The organism is Microbacterium pumilum, from assembly GCF_039530225.1.
In the GTDB taxonomy this organism is placed as follows: domain Bacteria; phylum Actinomycetota; class Actinomycetes; order Actinomycetales; family Microbacteriaceae; genus Microbacterium; species Microbacterium pumilum.
This window is the reverse complement of sequence record NZ_BAAAOH010000001.1, coordinates 2295321-2310330: the sequence shown is the minus strand read 5'-3', so window position 1 is coordinate 2310330 and position 15010 is coordinate 2295321. Positions and strand designations below refer to the sequence as shown.

The following is a 15010-nucleotide window of genomic DNA, read 5'->3' as shown; positions in this document are numbered from 1 at the left end:
ACCGGCATCCGACGCCCGCACCACCGCCGCCCGCACCACCGCCATCCGCATCACCGACAAGGAAGGAGCAAGGAATGAACGCGACGACCGTAATCATCCCGACGTTCAACGAAGCCCCGAACGTCGCCGAGCTCGTCCGGCGACTCAACGCCACGAGTCTCCCGACGGGATCCGAAATCCTGTTCGTCGACGATTCGTCCGACGACACACCCGCCGCGATCACAGACGCCTCCGGATGGAGCGCCGTGCCGGTCCGCATGATCCACCGCGACGACCCGGTCGGCGGCCTCAGCGGCGCAGTGGTCGAGGGGATGCAGTCCGCGACGACCGACTGGTGCGTCGTCATGGACGGCGACCTTCAGCACCCACCCGAGATGGTGCCGGTGCTCATGGAGACCGGCGGCGGAACGGGCGCCGACGTCGTCGTGGCCTCACGCCACGTCGGGGGCGGCAGCAACGCCGGTCTCGCCGGCTTCACCCGCCGGCTCGTGTCGAACGGGTCGATCGCGATCACGCGCGCGATGTTCCCGAATCGCCTGCGCAACTGCACCGACCCGATGACCGGGTTCTTCGCGCTCCGCCGCTCGTCGATCGATGTCCACAACCTTCGCCCGCAGGGGTTCAAGATCCTTCTCGAAATACTCGCACGCCAACGCCTCAAGGTCGTCGAAGAGCCGTTCATCTTCGGCGAGCGGCACGCTGGCGAGTCGAAGGCCGACGTCAGGCAGGGCTTCCGTTTTCTCCGGCAGCTCGCGGCGCTCCGCTTCGGGCGGATGTCGCGCTTCGCGATCATCGGAGGTGTCGGCGCCGTCGTCAACCTCGCCATCATGGCGGGGCTGATCGCGTTCGGCATGGACTACCTGTACGCGGCGATCATCGCGTCAGGAGTGACGATCATCGGGAACTTCTTCCTGCAGGAGCTGTTCGTCTTCCGCGACCTCCGGCGGGAAGGCCGAGGCTTCTGGACGAGGTTTGCGGGCTCGGTCGGCTTCAACTCCGTCGAGGCGGCCCTGCGAATGCCGCTCCTGTTCGCATTCGTGCAATTCGGACACATCTCGAGCGTGATCGCCCAGGCGATCACCATCCTCGTCGCCTTCGTGATCCGCTATGTGTTCCACGCGCGCGTCGTATACCGACCGCGCCGCACGACGCCGGTGAGCCCCCTCATCACGAAGGGCCTCGCCGCAGAGGTGTCACGGGACCCCCAGGTCCTGTGATGTGAGCCGCCGGTACATACACGGCGTCTCAAGGACGGATCGCCCCTGCCGCTCCCACCGGCAGGGGCGATCCCATGTCAGGACCGAGGGCGGACTAGCCGCGAGGCTTCTCCACCAGCTCGGTGGTCTCGATCTCGTCGCCGATCTGGATGTCGTTGTACCGACCGAGGCCGATACCGGCTTCGAAGTCCGTGCGGACCTCGGTGACGTCATCCTTGAAACGACGCAGCGACTCGATGGCCAGGCCATCGGCGATGACCACGCCGTCGCGGATGACACGAGCCTTCGCGTTGCGCGTGATGGTGCCGCTGCGCACGATGACACCGGCGATGTTGCCGAACTTCGAGGAGCGGAACACCTCGCGGATCTCGGCCACACCGGAGCGGATCTCTTCGTACTCGGGCTTGAGCAGACCCTTGAGCGACTGCTCGACGTCATCGATCGCGTTGTAGATGACCGAGTAGAAGCGCGTGTCGACACCCTCGCGAGAGGCGCGCTCGCGCGCCTTCGTGTCGGGGCGGACGTTGAACCCGATGATGATCGCGTTGTCGATCGTCGCCAGGTTGACGTCGGACTCCGTGATGGCGCCGACGCCGCGGTGGATGATCCGCAGCTGCACGGAGTCGTCGACCTCGATCTTGAGGAGCGACTCTTCGAGCGCCTCGACGGCACCCGATACGTCGCCCTTGATGATGAGGTTGAGCGACTCGACCTTGCCCTCTTCGAGCGCACGGGTGAAGTCCTCGAGCGAGATCCGCTTGCGCGCCTTCGCCAGCTGAGCGTTGCGCTCGGCTGCTTCACGCTTCTCAGCGATCTGGCGGGCGAGGCGATCCTCTTCGGTCACGATGAACGTGTCACCGGCGCGCGGCACGGAGTTGAGCCCCTGCACCTGCACGGGACGCGACGGGTAGGCCTCGAGGACGGCGTCGCCGTTCTCGTCCGCCATCGCGCGAACGCGGCCGTAAGCCGTTCCCGCCACGATCGCGTCGCCGACCCGGAGTGTTCCGGACTGGATGAGGACGGTCGCCACGGAGCCGCGGCCCTTGTCGAGCTTCGCTTCGATCGCGACACCGCGGGCAGCCTTGTTCGGGTTGGCCGTGAGGTCGAGCCCCGCGTCGGCGGTCAGCAGCACGGCATCCAGCAGTTCCTGGATGTTCGTGCCGGCACGAGCCGAGACGTCCACGAAGATGACGTCGCCGCCGTACTCCTCTGCGACGAGGCCGTACTCGGTGAGCTGCTGGCGCACCTTGGCCGGGTTGGCGTCGGGCTTGTCGATCTTGTTCACCGCGACGACGATCGGCACACCGGCGGCCTGGGCGTGATTGAGCGCCTCGACCGTCTGCGGCATGATGCCGTCGTCGGCGGCGACCACGAGGATCGCCAGGTCGGTCACCTGCGCACCACGTGCACGCATCGCGGTGAACGCCTCGTGACCCGGGGTGTCGATGAAGGTGATGGCGCGGTCGATTCCCTCGTGCTCGGTCCAGACCTGGTAGGCGCCGATGTGCTGGGTGATGCCACCCGCCTCGCCGGCGACGACGTTGGTCTGACGGATCGCGTCGAGCAGTCGCGTCTTGCCGTGGTCGACGTGACCCATGACGGTCACCACCGGCGGACGGATCTCGAGGTCTTCCTCGTTCTCGTCCTCCAGTTCGCGATCGAGATCCAGACCGAAGCTCTCCAGGAGCTCCTTGTCCTCGTCTTCGGGCGAGACCATCTGGATCTTGTAGCCGAGTTCGACGCCGAGCACTTCGAAGGTCGCCTCGTCGAGCGACTCGGTCGCGGTCGCCATCTCGCCCAGGTTGAACAGGATGGTCACAAGGGTTCCGGGCTGCACGGTGTAGCCGGTGATGTTCTCGATCTTGTCCGCGAAGTCCGAGATCGACGCGCCACGGCGCATGCGGATGATCTCGCCGTTGCCGCGCGTGACGTTGACGCCACCGACGGTCGGCGCATCCCGCATCTCGAATTCCTGGCGCTTCGCCCTGCGCGACTTGCGCTGCTTGGACTTGCCGCCACCCTTGCCGAAGGCACCGGCGGTGCCACCGCCGGGACCACGGCCACGGCCACCGCCGCCACCGGGACGACCGGCGAAACCGCCGGCCGGTGCGGCACCAGGGGCACCACCGGGACGCTGGAAGCCGCCGCCACCGGCACCGCCGGGACGACCGGGGCCGCCGGGACGCTGCTGGAACGGCGCACCACCGGGACGACCGGCGCCACCGGGACGACCGGGGCCGCCCGGACGTGCGCCGGGAGCACCCGGACGCGGAGCACCGGGACGCGGCGCCTGCGGGCGAGGGATGTTGCCGGGGGTCGGGCTCGGGCGCTGGCCCATGCCCTGTGCGGACGCGAACGGGTTGTTGCCCGGACGGGGTCCTGCCGGACGCTGGCCCATGCCCTGCGCCGACGCGAAGGGGTTGTTGCCGGGGCGCGGGGCGCCACCCGGACGAGGCGGCTGAGGCGTGCCCGGGGCGCCGGCATCAGCGGTCGGAGCCGCCGGAGCGGCTGCGGTCGGTGCGGGCTCGGCGGGAGCCGCGGCAGCGGGCGCCGGAGCGGCCGGTGCGGACGCCGCGGGAGCCGCCGGAGCCGCGGCGGCGGCGCGTGCGGGCGCCGCCGGAGCGGGTGCTGCCGGAGCCACCTCGGGTGCCGCGGCGACGGGCGTCGACGGGGCCGCGGGGGCGGCGGGAGCAGCCGGACGGACTGGACCCGGGCGACCTGCCGGGCGCGCCGGAGCCGCGGCCTTGGTCTCGGCCACGGGGTGCGCTGCGCCATCCGCCTCGAGGGCAGCGCGAAGCTTGCGAGCCACGGGGGGCTCGATGGTGGACGAGGGGCTCTTGACGAATTCGCCGAGCTCCTTCAGCTTGGCGAGAGCCACCTTGCTGTCGACTCCGAGTTCGGAGGCGATCTCGTGCACGCGTGGTTTGGCGTTTGCCACAATTCTCCTGTCTGGGGTCTACCCAGGCAGGGCAGACCGTTAGTTGCGGACGGGACTCATTTCGAGCCGTTCACTTTGATTCCATAGCCATTCAGCCGTTTCTCGAAGGTCTGCGTGTCGAGCGGGCCCGACACACGCAATGCTCGTACGAATGCGCGGCGCCGGAAGGCGGCATCCACACACTCACGCGTCTCGTGAACCCACGCGCCTCGCCCTGGCATCGACGCGCGCTCGTCGGGGACGAGGACGGAATCGATGGAAACCACCCTGAGGAGGGAGGACCGGGGAGCACGCGTACGGCATCCGACGCACGTTCGTACAGGTTCCATTCTACACCCCGGGGCTTTCACCCCGGTCCCCCCTTCCCTCGTCGGGACTTCTGGGGCTCGCTGTGGTCAGCGCTCCTCGAGGATGCTGTCGGGCTGGATGTCGATCTTGGCGCCCGTGAGCTTGGCGGCGAGCCGCGCGTTCTGGCCTTCCTTGCCGATCGCAAGTGAGAGCTGGTAATCCGGCACAAGTGCGCGGACCGCCTTGCTCGAGGCATCGAGGATGAAGCTCGAGGTCACCTTCGCGGGCGACAGCGCGTTCGCGACGAACTTCGCGAGTTCGGGGTCGTAGTCGACGATGTCGATCTTCTCGCCGCCGAGCTCCTCCGTGACGGCGCGCACACGGCGGCCGAGCTCGCCGATGCACGCGCCCTTCGCGTTGATGGTCGGGTCGTTCGCCTTCACGGCGATCTTGGTGCGGTGACCCGCCTCGCGTGCCAGCGACACGATCTCGACCAGTCCGGAGTGGATCTCAGGCACCTCGAGCGCGAAGAGCTTGCGCACGAGCCCGGGGTGCGTTCGCGACACGGTGATCTGCGGACCCTTGTTGCCCTTGGCGACGGACGTGACGTACACGCGGAGTCGGGATCCGTGAGTATACTCCTCGCCGGCGACCTGCTCCTCGGGGGGAAGGATCGCCTCCACCGATCCCAGGTCGACGTGCACCATGCGGGGGTTGGGTCCCTGCTGCACGACCCCGGCGACGATGTCGCCCTCCTTGCCGCGGAATTCGCCCAGCACGGCGTCGTCGGCGATGTCGCGGAGGCGCTGACTGATGACCTGCTTCGCAGCGAACGCCGCGATTCGGCCGAAGTCGTCGGGGGTCGACTCCTCTTCGCCGATGACGGCGCCCTCTTCGTCGATGAGGGGCGAGAAGATCGAGACGTGACCGGTCTTGCGGTCCAGTTGAGCGCGCGTGCCCTCGGGCAGTTCACCGGTGTCGAAGCTGTGCTTGGCGTAAGCGGTCAAGATCGCCTGCTCGATGATCCGGACGAGTTCGTCGAAGGGAATCTCCTTCTCGCGCTCGATCGTCCGCAGCAATCCCAGATCGATGTCCATCGTGACCTCCATATTCAGCTCTCACCGGCGCGACCTGCCGCCGGAACCCTACAACGTTACCGGATGCCGCTGTGGGCAACGCTGGGAAGGCTCTGGTTGTCGCGGCCGCGCGAGCGGTCCCTTCTGTGCGCCTGCGCCATCGCGGATCGTGGCCGCGTCTCGTGACCTGGGGAGCCGACCACCTGAAACCCGCGCGTAAGCTCGCGTCGTGTCCGCCGACGTCAAGCACGCTGCCCGCAAAGCAGAATCGAGCCACTCCTTCCGCGTGGTCGCCCGTGCGGGATTCGCGGCCAATGGCCTCGTGCACGTGTTGATCGGCGTGATCGTCCTCGGCGTCACTTTCGGCGGCCACGGCGAGACCGACCAGGCGGGCGTGTTCAAGGCGGTGGCGGCGGTCCCGGCGGGGTTCCTCGCGCTGTGGATTCTTGCGGTCGCACTCCTCGCGCTGGGGATCTATCACGCGCTCGAGGGCATCCTGGCTCGGGGCGGGGATGCCGCCAAGAAGTGGGGACGCCGCATCGGCGAATGGGGTCAGGCCGTGGTCTTCATCGCGCTCGGCGTGATCGCGGCAGCCGTCGCCCTCGGCGCGAAGCCCGATGCCGATCAGTCCGCCGAGGAGGCCAGCCGCGGCATCCTTTCGATCCCAGGCGGGCCGTTCGTGCTCGGACTCATCGGAATCGGCATCGGGATCGGCGGAGTCTCCTTCATCGCGATGGGGTTCATGCGGAGCTTCGAGAAGAAGATGGCGATCCCGTCCGGTCCGGCGGGCACGGGGATCAAGGGCCTCGGCGTGGTGGGCTTCATCGCGAAGGGCATCGCCCTCATCATCATCGGGATCCTGCTCACCGTGGCCGCCGTCAAGGTCGAGCCGTCCGCCGCGGGGGGCCTGGATGCCGCGATCGACGCGCTGCTCGCGCTGACGCTCGGTCCGGTGCTCGTCGGTGCCGTCGGGGTCGGTCTCATCGCCTACGGCGTCTTCTGCTTCTTCCGTGCGCCGTACGCGCGGCTGTGACGGACGCTGCCGATCTGTCAACCCCTCTCGTCGGCTGGTCGGTCGTGTGAGCGTGGAGGGATGACAGACAACACGATCACCCCGGACGATGCGAGGGCACGACTGAAGGACCTCGTCGAAGACATCGACTTCACCATGCTCACGACTCAGGATGCGGCAGGCAACCTCGTGAGCCGTCCCATGAGCACCCGCGAGATGGACGAGAACGGCGACATCTGGTTCTTCCTGTCGGACGAGTCCAGGCAGGCGGACGAGGCGCAGGCCGAGAGCGAAGTCGGGCTCTCGTACGCCGACCACAAGGGGATGAGGTTCGTGTCCGTCGCGGGCACCGCCGCCCTCGTCCACGATCGCGCCAAGATGGAGCAGCTCTACTCCCCCTCCCTCGACATCTGGTTCGAAGACGGTCTGGACACTCCCGATATCGCACTGCTGCGCGTGAGGCCCACGACGAGCGAGTTCTGGGAGCCCAAGCACGGCAAGATCGTCATGGCGGCCGCCATGCTCAAGGCGCTCGTGACCAAGGAGACGCCGGACGACACCATGCGCAACGAGAAGGTCGTCGGCTAGCAGTCAGCGGCTAGCACGCCCGAGGCATGGCGCATCGAACGCCCGCCGCAGTGGCGGTCAGCGGTTGACGAGCCGGGCGACCACGTCGGCGACGGGCACGAGCTGGCGATCGCCGCTGCGGCGGTCCCACAGCTCGACCTGACCTTCGGCGGCGCTGCGGCCCACGATGACGATCCAGGGCACGCCGACGAGCTCGGCGTCGCCGAACTTCACGCCGGGCGAGACCTTCGGCCGGTCGTCGTAGAGCACGTCGAGCCCGGCTGCCTCGAGGTCCGCGCTGAGCTGCGCGGAGACGTCGAACACGACGGCATCCCGCCCCGTCGCCACGACGTGGACGTCGAACGGGGCGACCGACTCGGGCCAGATGAGGCCCTTCTCGTCGTTGTTCAACTCGGCGAGGATCGCGAGGATGCGCGTCACGCCGATGCCGTACGAGCCCATCGTGACCGTGACCAGCTTCCCGTTCTCGTCGAGTACCTTGAGGCCGAGCGTTTCGGCGAAGAACCGGCCCAGCTGGAAGACGTGGCCGATCTCCATTCCGCGTGCGAGTTCGACCGGCCCGGAGCCATCGGGCGCCGGGTCACCGGCGCGCACGTTCGCCACCTCGACGAAGCCGTCGGCGGTGAAGTCGCGACCCGCGACCAGCGAGTGGACGTGCTTCTCATCGATGTTGGCTCCGGTGATCCAGCTGGTGCCGTCCACGACCCGCGGATCCAGGAGGTAGCGGATGCCGGTCGCGGACTCTTCGCCGAGGATCGGACCGGTCGGCGACCATGGACCGATGTACCCCTTGACCAGGTAGGGGTTCCGCTCGAAGTCGGCCTCGGTGGCAGCCTCGACCGTGGCGGGCGCGAACACCACTTCGGCGCGCTTGTCGTCGATGTCGCGGTCACCGGGAAGGCCCACGATCACCACCTCACGGGTGCCGTCGAGGTGCGTCAGCGCCAGCACGACGTTCTTCAACGTGTGCGCGGCAGTCCACTCCCCCTCGACCGGAGCGTCGAGGTGACGGTTCGCGTGATCCACGAGCGTCTGGATCGTCGGCGTGTTCGGAGAGTCGAAGATGACCGCGTCGGAGAGGCCGGCGAACGCGATCGGGTCGGGGGTCACGGTGGTGAAAGCCTCGACGTTCGCGGCATAGCCGCCAGCGGAGCGGACGAACGTGTCTTCGCCGACGGCGATGGGATGCAGGAACTCCTCGCTGCGCGCACCGCCCATGAGTCCGTTGTCGGCGTTGACGATCACATATTCGAGCCCGAGCCGCTGGAAGATCCGCTCATACGCGTCGCGCTGGGTCTGGTACGAGACATCGAGCCCTTCGTCGGTGTAGTCGAACGAGTAGGCGTCCTTCATCGTGAACTCGCGGCCACGCAGCAGGCCCGCGCGCGGCCTGGCCTCGTCGCGGTACTTGTCCTGGATCTGATAGATCGCAAGGGGCAGGTCCTTGTACGACGAGTAGAGGTCCTTCACGAGCAGTGTGAAGAGCTCCTCGTGCGTCGGCGCCAGGAGGTAGTCGGCTCCCTTGCGGTCCTGCAACCGGAAGATCCCATCGCCGTACGCTTCCCAGCGGCCTGACTCGCGGTACGGATCGGCGGGCACGAGCGCCGGAAAGTGCACTTCGTAGGCGCCGGCATTCGTCATCTCTTCGCGGATGACGCCCTCGATCTTCGCCTTGACCTTCAAACCCAGCGGGAGCCACGCGAAGATGCCCGGCGCCGTGCGCCGGATGTATCCGGCCCGAAGGAGCAGGCGATGACTCGTGACCTCGGCATCGGCCGGGTCTTCGCGGAGGGTGCGGAGGAAGAAATGCGAGAGACGGGTGACCACGAGGGTCAAGTCTAGAGTCGAGCCGCGGCCGGATCTCGCGCGTCGAGCGGCCTGACCCGCCGGCGGGCCTCTCAGCCCATCAACGCAAGCACGGACTGCGCGAGCGGAATGTAGGAATCCCCCGGGGTGAGCCCGTCGGTGTACACGGCGAGGACGTTGACGCCGTCGTTCACCAGGAGCACATCCCACGAGCCTTCGTAGCGATCGTTGCCATGCACGAGCACTGCTGCCACGGCGCCGTCGACGGTGATCCGCCTCGCGCCCGCCGAGGCGAGCGCGGTGTCGAACGCCACGGCACCGCCGGCGAAGAAGCCCAGCTGGGCGGACGTGCCGCTGATGCCGTCGCCGGCGCCCGACGTGAAGGACAGACCGCAGGTGTACTCGACGCCGGCGAGGTTCGGGATCCCCAAGGGGTGCGTGCCGTCTTCGCCATTGGCGGAGTCACCCTGGTACTCGATCCGTTCATGGCCGAGGACAGCAGGGTCGATCTGGCCGGCGAGTGTCGCGCAGTCAGGCATCGCCCACCACTCGGCCGTGCGCGTCGCCGGAACGGGCGTGTCGTACTGCCCGATGCGCGCCGCGATCTGGTCGTACAGCGTTCCGATGCTCGCGTCGGTGCCGAAGTCCAGCCGGCTGGTGGTCTGCACGAGCAGCCACGTTCCGTCCACTGCTCCGGATGCCGCGCACACGAACCGATCTTCCACGGGCCGGCAGCCGGGGATGACGGCATCCTTGACACTGGATGGGACGACCGAGTCCGGGTAGGCGTAGACGTTCACGATCGCGCCGAGATACTCGCCGTCAGACAGCCACATGCAGTCCACTCCGCCGAGCACGTCCTCACCGCCGTCCCTCCAGCGGTAGTCGGCGATCGCCATCGGAAGGCCCGTGACAGCGGCCGTCTCGGCGACTGTCGTGATGTTCTCGCACTCGCCGCCGAACGGCAGGACGCCCTCGGCAGGAGGCTCGGGCACAACAGGCGGCGTGGAGGGTGTCGGAGTCGGGGTGGGGGTCGGGGTGGGTTCGGTCACGGTCGGCGACGGTGTGGTGATGGGGCCGGTGTTCTGGGTGCCCAGGATCGCGGCACTGGTCACGACCCCACCGGTCACTCCCCCGACCAGCACCAGGGCCACCGCGGCAGCGATCAGCTGCATCCGGTGTGCACCGGCGGGACGGATCCGATGCGTTCCTGCCAGCAGGATGTCGCGCATCTCCGCGTGCTCACGCGGCGAGAGCTGCTCTTCGCTCATGTCCAGGACACCTCCATCGCTGCGAGATCTTCGCGCAGTTTCGCCTTCGCCCGTGCGAGCCGGGATTTCACTGTTCCCACCGGGATGCCGAGGGTCTCGGCCGCGGCGCGATCCGGGTACCCCTCGAGCACGGTCAGGACGACGACGCTCTGCTCTCGTGCCGGAAGTCTCTTCAAAGCCGCGAGGATGCCGCTCTCATCGGCAGCCTTCGGCTCGCGCGCCGAGTCCGCGGCCGGTGTGCGAGCGATGAGTGCTCGGTAGCGCCGACCGGAGCGCTCCAGGTTGCGCGCCGCATGCGAGACGGTGTTGAGGAGCCAGGGCAGCGGAGATCCGTCGACCAGGCGAACCGAACTGCGCTTGCGCCACAGCTCGAAGAAGGCGATGGTCACGGCATCCTTGGCATCCTCACGTGCTGTCAGCAGTCGGCATGCGTGACGGAACAGACGAGCCTCATGGCGATCGAAAAGTGCGGCGAGGCCCGACTCGTCACCCACCTGCACCCGCCGCCACAGCGCCGCATCGTCGTCGTTCATACCCTGTAATGTCCGCGATCGGGCAGATGGTTCCCGCTCGCGAGCACTTTCTGCGACGGGGTGTGCTCAGCCCGGTCGCGGTCGGAGTCTCCCGCAGCTTCGCACAGGCCCCGCCACGCGACGTCCATGAGCCGGACTCAGGTGCGAGGAAGCGCCGGAAGCCCGTCGAGCGACTTGGCGTTCTTCTGAGCGCGGTACGTCTCGAGCCCGTCGGGCCCCTTCTTCTCGGCCCACGGTCGCAGGATGTCGCGTTCGGCGACGAAGTCCATCTGCGGCACACCCCAGCCGCACGAGTCCGATACGCGTGTCACGTCGACGACCATCACGGCTCGGGCTCCGACATGACCCGGATGCTCCGCGGCCACCCGCTCGAACACTTCCTCGCCGGGCAGCACGACCCGGCCGGTGCCGTGCAGGCGCACGATGCGCGGGCGCGCGTCGAATGAGCAGAACATGAGGCAGATCCGACCATTCTCGTTGAGGTGTGCGATCGTCTCCGCACCGCTGCCGGTCAGATCGACCCAGGCCACGGTGTGGTGGTCGAGGATGCTGAGCGAATCGAGTCCGCGTGGCGAGACGTTGACGTGACCCTCCGCAGCGAGCGGCGCCGTCGCGACGAAGAACAGGTGCTGCACGTTGATCCACGCGGCGAGATTCTCATCGATTCCGTCGAAGACCTTGCTCATGGATCGAGCCTAGCGAGGGCGTGCCCCGCTGCCAGACGTGCGTGCGGCCCCACATGCGCGCCTGGCAGGATGGCGGGATGGCTGAGCGGCCGACTGGGCACGGGGTCTCGCCGAGCGATCGTCGCGGCGAGCTGCTCACGCTCGCCCAGGGGGAGGCCGCGGCGCGCCGCCCCGCCGATCTGCTCGCGCAGTGGGCCGACGATGCCACGGTCCGTCCCTCACAGCTCGACCAGCGCACTCTGACCAGGTACGACCAGCTCGCGTTCGACTCCTCCCCGGAGTACGACGCGGTGCTCCTCTCACCGGTGGCTCCCGTCGGCACGAACTCGGTCGTCGCGCCGACCTCGCAGAACCGCACGCTCACGACGATCCGCGGGAGTGAGGTCGTCTCGGATCCCACGAACGTCCTCGCCCTCGAGTGCGCTCGGCGACTCCGAGTCGCACCGCGCGAGCATGTCCGGCTGTGCACGGCGCACCAGGTCCTTCGGATGCAGCCGGTTGCACCGCGGCCGGGGCTGACCCGGCATTTCCGATTGTTCTCGCTCGCGGATGCCGGGTGGAGCCGGGCAGACGACGGATTCGAGGTCGCGGCGATCGTCGCACAGCTCACCGTCTACCGCCGGCTGCTCGACGCCGCCGCCCGCACGCTGGGTCTGGAATGGGAGCGGCCCGTGGCCGTCGTGCGCACCGACGGCCGCCGACCGGCGATTGCCCACCGTCTCGCGGATGCGCTGCACGCCGACCAGCCGGACCTCGACATCCGCCCTGAGGCGCTCGAGTCGACGTACTACGACGGGCTTCGGGTCGGGTACGCCGTCCACGGCCGCGACGGCGAGCTGCGCGAATGGGTGGACCTCGGCGTTTTCGACTGGGTCGCGCAGCTCACCAGCAATGCCAAGCAGCGATTCGTGGCGAGCGCGATCGGTCTGCAGCTGCTGCCACAGCTCGGGGCTGCGACATCCGACCCCTAGCGACCAGGGGCCCGCGGAGGCCGACTCACGCGGAACTCCGGCCGACGTGCATCACGAACCGCACGACCAGCCCGGCGATGAGTGCCCAGAACGCGGCGCTGATGCCGGCGAGCGCGACCCCGGATGCCGCCACCAGAAAAGTGACGACGGCGGGAAGCCGCTCGCCGGGATCGTCGATCGCCTGCTGGATCGCCGACCCGAACGCGGCGAAGAGGGCGAGACCGGCGACGGCGGGGATGACGGCCGGCGGCGCGAGCAGCACGAGCGCCGCGAATGCCGCCGACAGGGCAGCGAGCAGCAGATAGGACCCGCCTGCCGAGGTTGCCGCGACCCAGCGTCGTTCGGGGTCGGCCTCCGCCTCCGGCGCGGCTGCGAGTGCCGCGCTGATCGCGGCGAGATTCACCGCGTGCCCGCCGAACGGTGCGGCAAGTGCTGTTCCGACGCCGGTGACGAGCATGGCCGGACGCCAGGGCACGACGTAGCCGAAGCTGCGCATTATCGCGACGCCGGGCACGTTCTGCGAGGCCATCGTGACGATGTACAGCGGAATCGCGATGCCGACCAGTGATCCCCATGTCAGAGTCGGCACGGTGAACTCGACGCGGGGCACGAGCAGCGTCGGATCGACGGGCATCCCTTCCCGCATGAGCGATATGGCCACGACGATCGCCGCCGCCACGAACGCGAGCGGGACGGCCCAGCGCGGAGCGAGGCGCGCGAAGACCAGCCACGTGAGCACGACCGGCACGACCCCCCACGGGTTCACCACGATGCCGGTGATCGGAGCCAGACACAGCGGCAGCAGGACGCCCGCGAGCATCGCCTGCGCGATCGATGGCGGGATGCGCGCGATGAGTCTGCCGAGCTGCGGCCAGAGGCCGGTGAGCAGGATGAGCGCGGCGACCACGAGGAATGCGCCGACGGCAGCCGGCCAGCCGCCGTCGACGAGGCCGGTGGCCGCGAGCAATGCGGCCCCGGGAGTCGACCACGCCGCAGTGATCGGCATCCGGTACCGCCACGCGAGCAGGATGCACCCGAGTCCCAGCGCGAGACACAGCGCGAGAAGTCCGCTGGCCGCCTGTTCGGGCGAGGCGCCGACAGCTCGCAGGCCGGTGAGCACGACGACGAACGAACTCGTGTAGCCGACGAGGGCCGTCACGATGCCGGCGGTGATCGGCCGCGCGCGCGACGACGAAGTCGGGGAGTCGGTCATCGGATGCCTCGGGCTCGGCGGGTCGCGGGTATCAGCACGCTAGCGCACGCCGCTCCGGGTGCCGACTGCGCCGAGCTCGCCGCGGCCGCCGACATGTCCGGGTTTCCCCGATGCATGTCCCGGTTCACCTCAGAATGGGCAGGCCGAACCGGGGGAATCCGGGACACGAACGTGCGCGGACGCGTTCAGAGCGGTCGGGGTGGGCACCGCGTGGCGCCGGGGCCGTCAGGCGGTGACGACCTGCGCAGTGCCGACCGGGGCGGCAGGACCCATCTCGGCGGCGATGCGATTGGCCTCTTCGATCAGCGTGGCGACGATCTCGGACTCCGGCACGGTCTTCACGACCTGCCCTTTGACGAAGATCTGGCCCTTGCCGTTGCCCGACGCCACGCCGAGGTCCGCCTCGCGCGCCTCACCGGGCCCGTTCACGACGCAGCCCATGACGGCGACGCGCAGCGGCACGGTCATGTCCTTCAGGCCTTCGGTCACATTGTCGGCGAGGGTGTAGACGTCGACCTGTGCGCGACCGCACGAGGGGCACGACACGATCTCCAGCTTGCGCTCGCGCAGGTTCAGCGACTGGAGGATCTGGTGGCCGACTTTCACCTCTTCGGCGGGCGGCGCCGAGAGCGAGACGCGGATGGTGTCGCCGATCCCTTCGCCGAGCAGGATGCCGAACGCGGTCGCGCTCTTGATCGTGCCCTGGAACGCCGGCCCCGCCTCGGTCACACCGAGGTGCAGCGGCCAGTCGCCCATCTGGGCGAGCAGGCGATACGCCTGCACCATCACGACAGGATCGTTGTGCTTCACCGAGATCTTGAAGTCGTGGAAGTCGTGCTCTTCGAACAGGCTCGCCTCCCACCGGGCGCTCTCGGCCAGCGCCTCGGGGGTCGCTTTTCCATACTTCTCGAGCAGGCGAGGGTCGAGCGATCCGGCGTTCACTCCGATGCGCAGCGAGACACCGGCATCCGTCGCCGCCTTGGCGATGGCGCCCACCTGGTCGTCGAACTTGCGGATGTTGCCGGGATTGACGCGCACCGCGGCACAGCCCGCGTCGATCGCCTGGAAGACGTACTTCGGCTGGAAGTGGATGTCGGCGATCACCGGGATCTGGCTCTTCTTGGCGATGATGTGCAACACATCGGCGTCGTCCTGCGACGGCACCGCGACGCGGACGATCTCGCAGCCGGATGCGGTCAGCTCGGCGATCTGCTGAAGCGTGGCGTTGATGTTGGTGGTCGGCGTCGTGCACATCGACTGGACGCTGACGGGCGCGTTGCCGCCGACGAGCACCTTGCCGACCTTGATCTGCCGGGACTTGCGGCGGGGGGCGAGGGTTTCGGGGACCTTGGGCATCCCGAGATTCACAGCTGGCACGCTCCCCAGCCTACGCCGCGCGAGGTGGGCGAAG

13 protein-coding genes are annotated in these 15010 nt (G+C 68.5%); 4 read left to right on the top strand and 9 right to left on the bottom strand.

Annotated features, from left to right (window positions below; translation table 11 throughout):
- Positions 1-74: 74 nt before the first annotated feature.
- Entirely contained in the window at positions 75-1217 is a 1143-nt protein-coding gene (locus ABD188_RS10115; protein ID WP_344061384.1) for a glycosyltransferase, read from the top strand.
- A gap of 94 nt (positions 1218-1311) precedes the next feature.
- On the opposite strand, the gene infB is transcribed toward ABD188_RS10115, so the two are convergent.
- The 3 genes from infB to nusA form a co-directional block, all read right to left on the bottom strand.
- Complete coding sequence (gene infB, locus ABD188_RS10110; RefSeq protein ID WP_344067008.1) at positions 1312-4134, bottom strand: translation initiation factor IF-2; 2823 nt, start codon at positions 4132-4134, stop codon at positions 1312-1314.
- Between the two features lie 77 nt (positions 4135-4211).
- Positions 4212-4484 carry a YlxR family protein gene (locus ABD188_RS10105; RefSeq protein WP_344061381.1) on the bottom strand — a complete coding sequence of 91 codons (273 nt, stop codon included), beginning with the start codon at positions 4482-4484 and terminating at the stop codon, positions 4212-4214.
- 66 nt (positions 4485-4550) lie between these two features.
- A complete protein-coding gene (gene nusA, locus ABD188_RS10100; RefSeq protein ID WP_344061378.1) occupies positions 4551-5540 on the bottom strand; it encodes a transcription termination factor NusA in 990 nt (329 codons plus the stop codon).
- A 208-nt stretch (positions 5541-5748) separates the two neighbouring features.
- Here nusA and ABD188_RS10095 point away from each other — a divergent pair, with 208 nt between their 5' ends.
- Positions 5749-6552 carry a DUF1206 domain-containing protein gene (locus tag ABD188_RS10095; RefSeq protein WP_344061375.1) on the top strand — a complete coding sequence of 268 codons (804 nt, stop codon included), beginning with the start codon at positions 5749-5751 and terminating at the stop codon, positions 6550-6552.
- A gap of 60 nt (positions 6553-6612) precedes the next feature.
- Complete coding sequence (locus ABD188_RS10090) at positions 6613-7119, top strand: pyridoxamine 5'-phosphate oxidase family protein (protein ID WP_344061372.1); 507 nt, start codon at positions 6613-6615, stop codon at positions 7117-7119.
- A gap of 57 nt (positions 7120-7176) precedes the next feature.
- Here the strand turns inward: ABD188_RS10090 and ABD188_RS10085 are convergent, their stop codons facing one another.
- The 4 genes from ABD188_RS10085 to ABD188_RS10070 form a co-directional block, all read right to left on the bottom strand.
- Positions 7177-8946, bottom strand: coding sequence for a proline--tRNA ligase (locus ABD188_RS10085; protein ID WP_344067005.1), 1770 nt, complete (start codon positions 8944-8946; stop codon positions 7177-7179).
- Between the two features lie 71 nt (positions 8947-9017).
- The gene (locus ABD188_RS10080; protein ID WP_344061369.1) at positions 9018-10196 is read right to left on the bottom strand and encodes a hypothetical protein; all 1179 of its coding nucleotides are present in this window, start codon (positions 10194-10196) and stop codon (positions 9018-9020) included.
- The gene (locus tag ABD188_RS10075) at positions 10193-10729 is read right to left on the bottom strand and encodes an RNA polymerase sigma factor (RefSeq protein ID WP_344061366.1); all 537 of its coding nucleotides are present in this window, start codon (positions 10727-10729) and stop codon (positions 10193-10195) included. The genes ABD188_RS10080 and ABD188_RS10075 overlap by 4 nt, the downstream gene beginning before the upstream one ends.
- A gap of 137 nt (positions 10730-10866) precedes the next feature.
- The gene (locus ABD188_RS10070) at positions 10867-11415 is read right to left on the bottom strand and encodes a pyridoxamine 5'-phosphate oxidase family protein (protein WP_344061363.1); all 549 of its coding nucleotides are present in this window, start codon (positions 11413-11415) and stop codon (positions 10867-10869) included.
- Between the two features lie 77 nt (positions 11416-11492).
- Here ABD188_RS10070 and ABD188_RS10065 point away from each other — a divergent pair, with 77 nt between their 5' ends.
- Positions 11493-12386 (top strand): hypothetical protein, encoded by an 894-nt coding sequence (locus ABD188_RS10065; RefSeq protein WP_344061361.1) that lies wholly within the window; start codon positions 11493-11495, stop codon positions 12384-12386.
- Positions 12387-12411: 25 nt separating this feature from the next.
- Here ABD188_RS10065 and ABD188_RS10060 read toward each other — a convergent pair whose 3' ends face one another.
- On the bottom strand, positions 12412-13599 hold the full coding sequence (locus tag ABD188_RS10060; RefSeq protein WP_344061358.1) for a benzoate/H(+) symporter BenE family transporter: 1188 nt from the start codon (positions 13597-13599) through the stop codon (positions 12412-12414).
- A gap of 225 nt (positions 13600-13824) precedes the next feature.
- Positions 13825-14976, bottom strand: coding sequence for a flavodoxin-dependent (E)-4-hydroxy-3-methylbut-2-enyl-diphosphate synthase (ispG, locus tag ABD188_RS10055; RefSeq protein ID WP_344061355.1), 1152 nt, complete (start codon positions 14974-14976; stop codon positions 13825-13827).
- Positions 14977-15010: the final 34 nt, after the last annotated feature.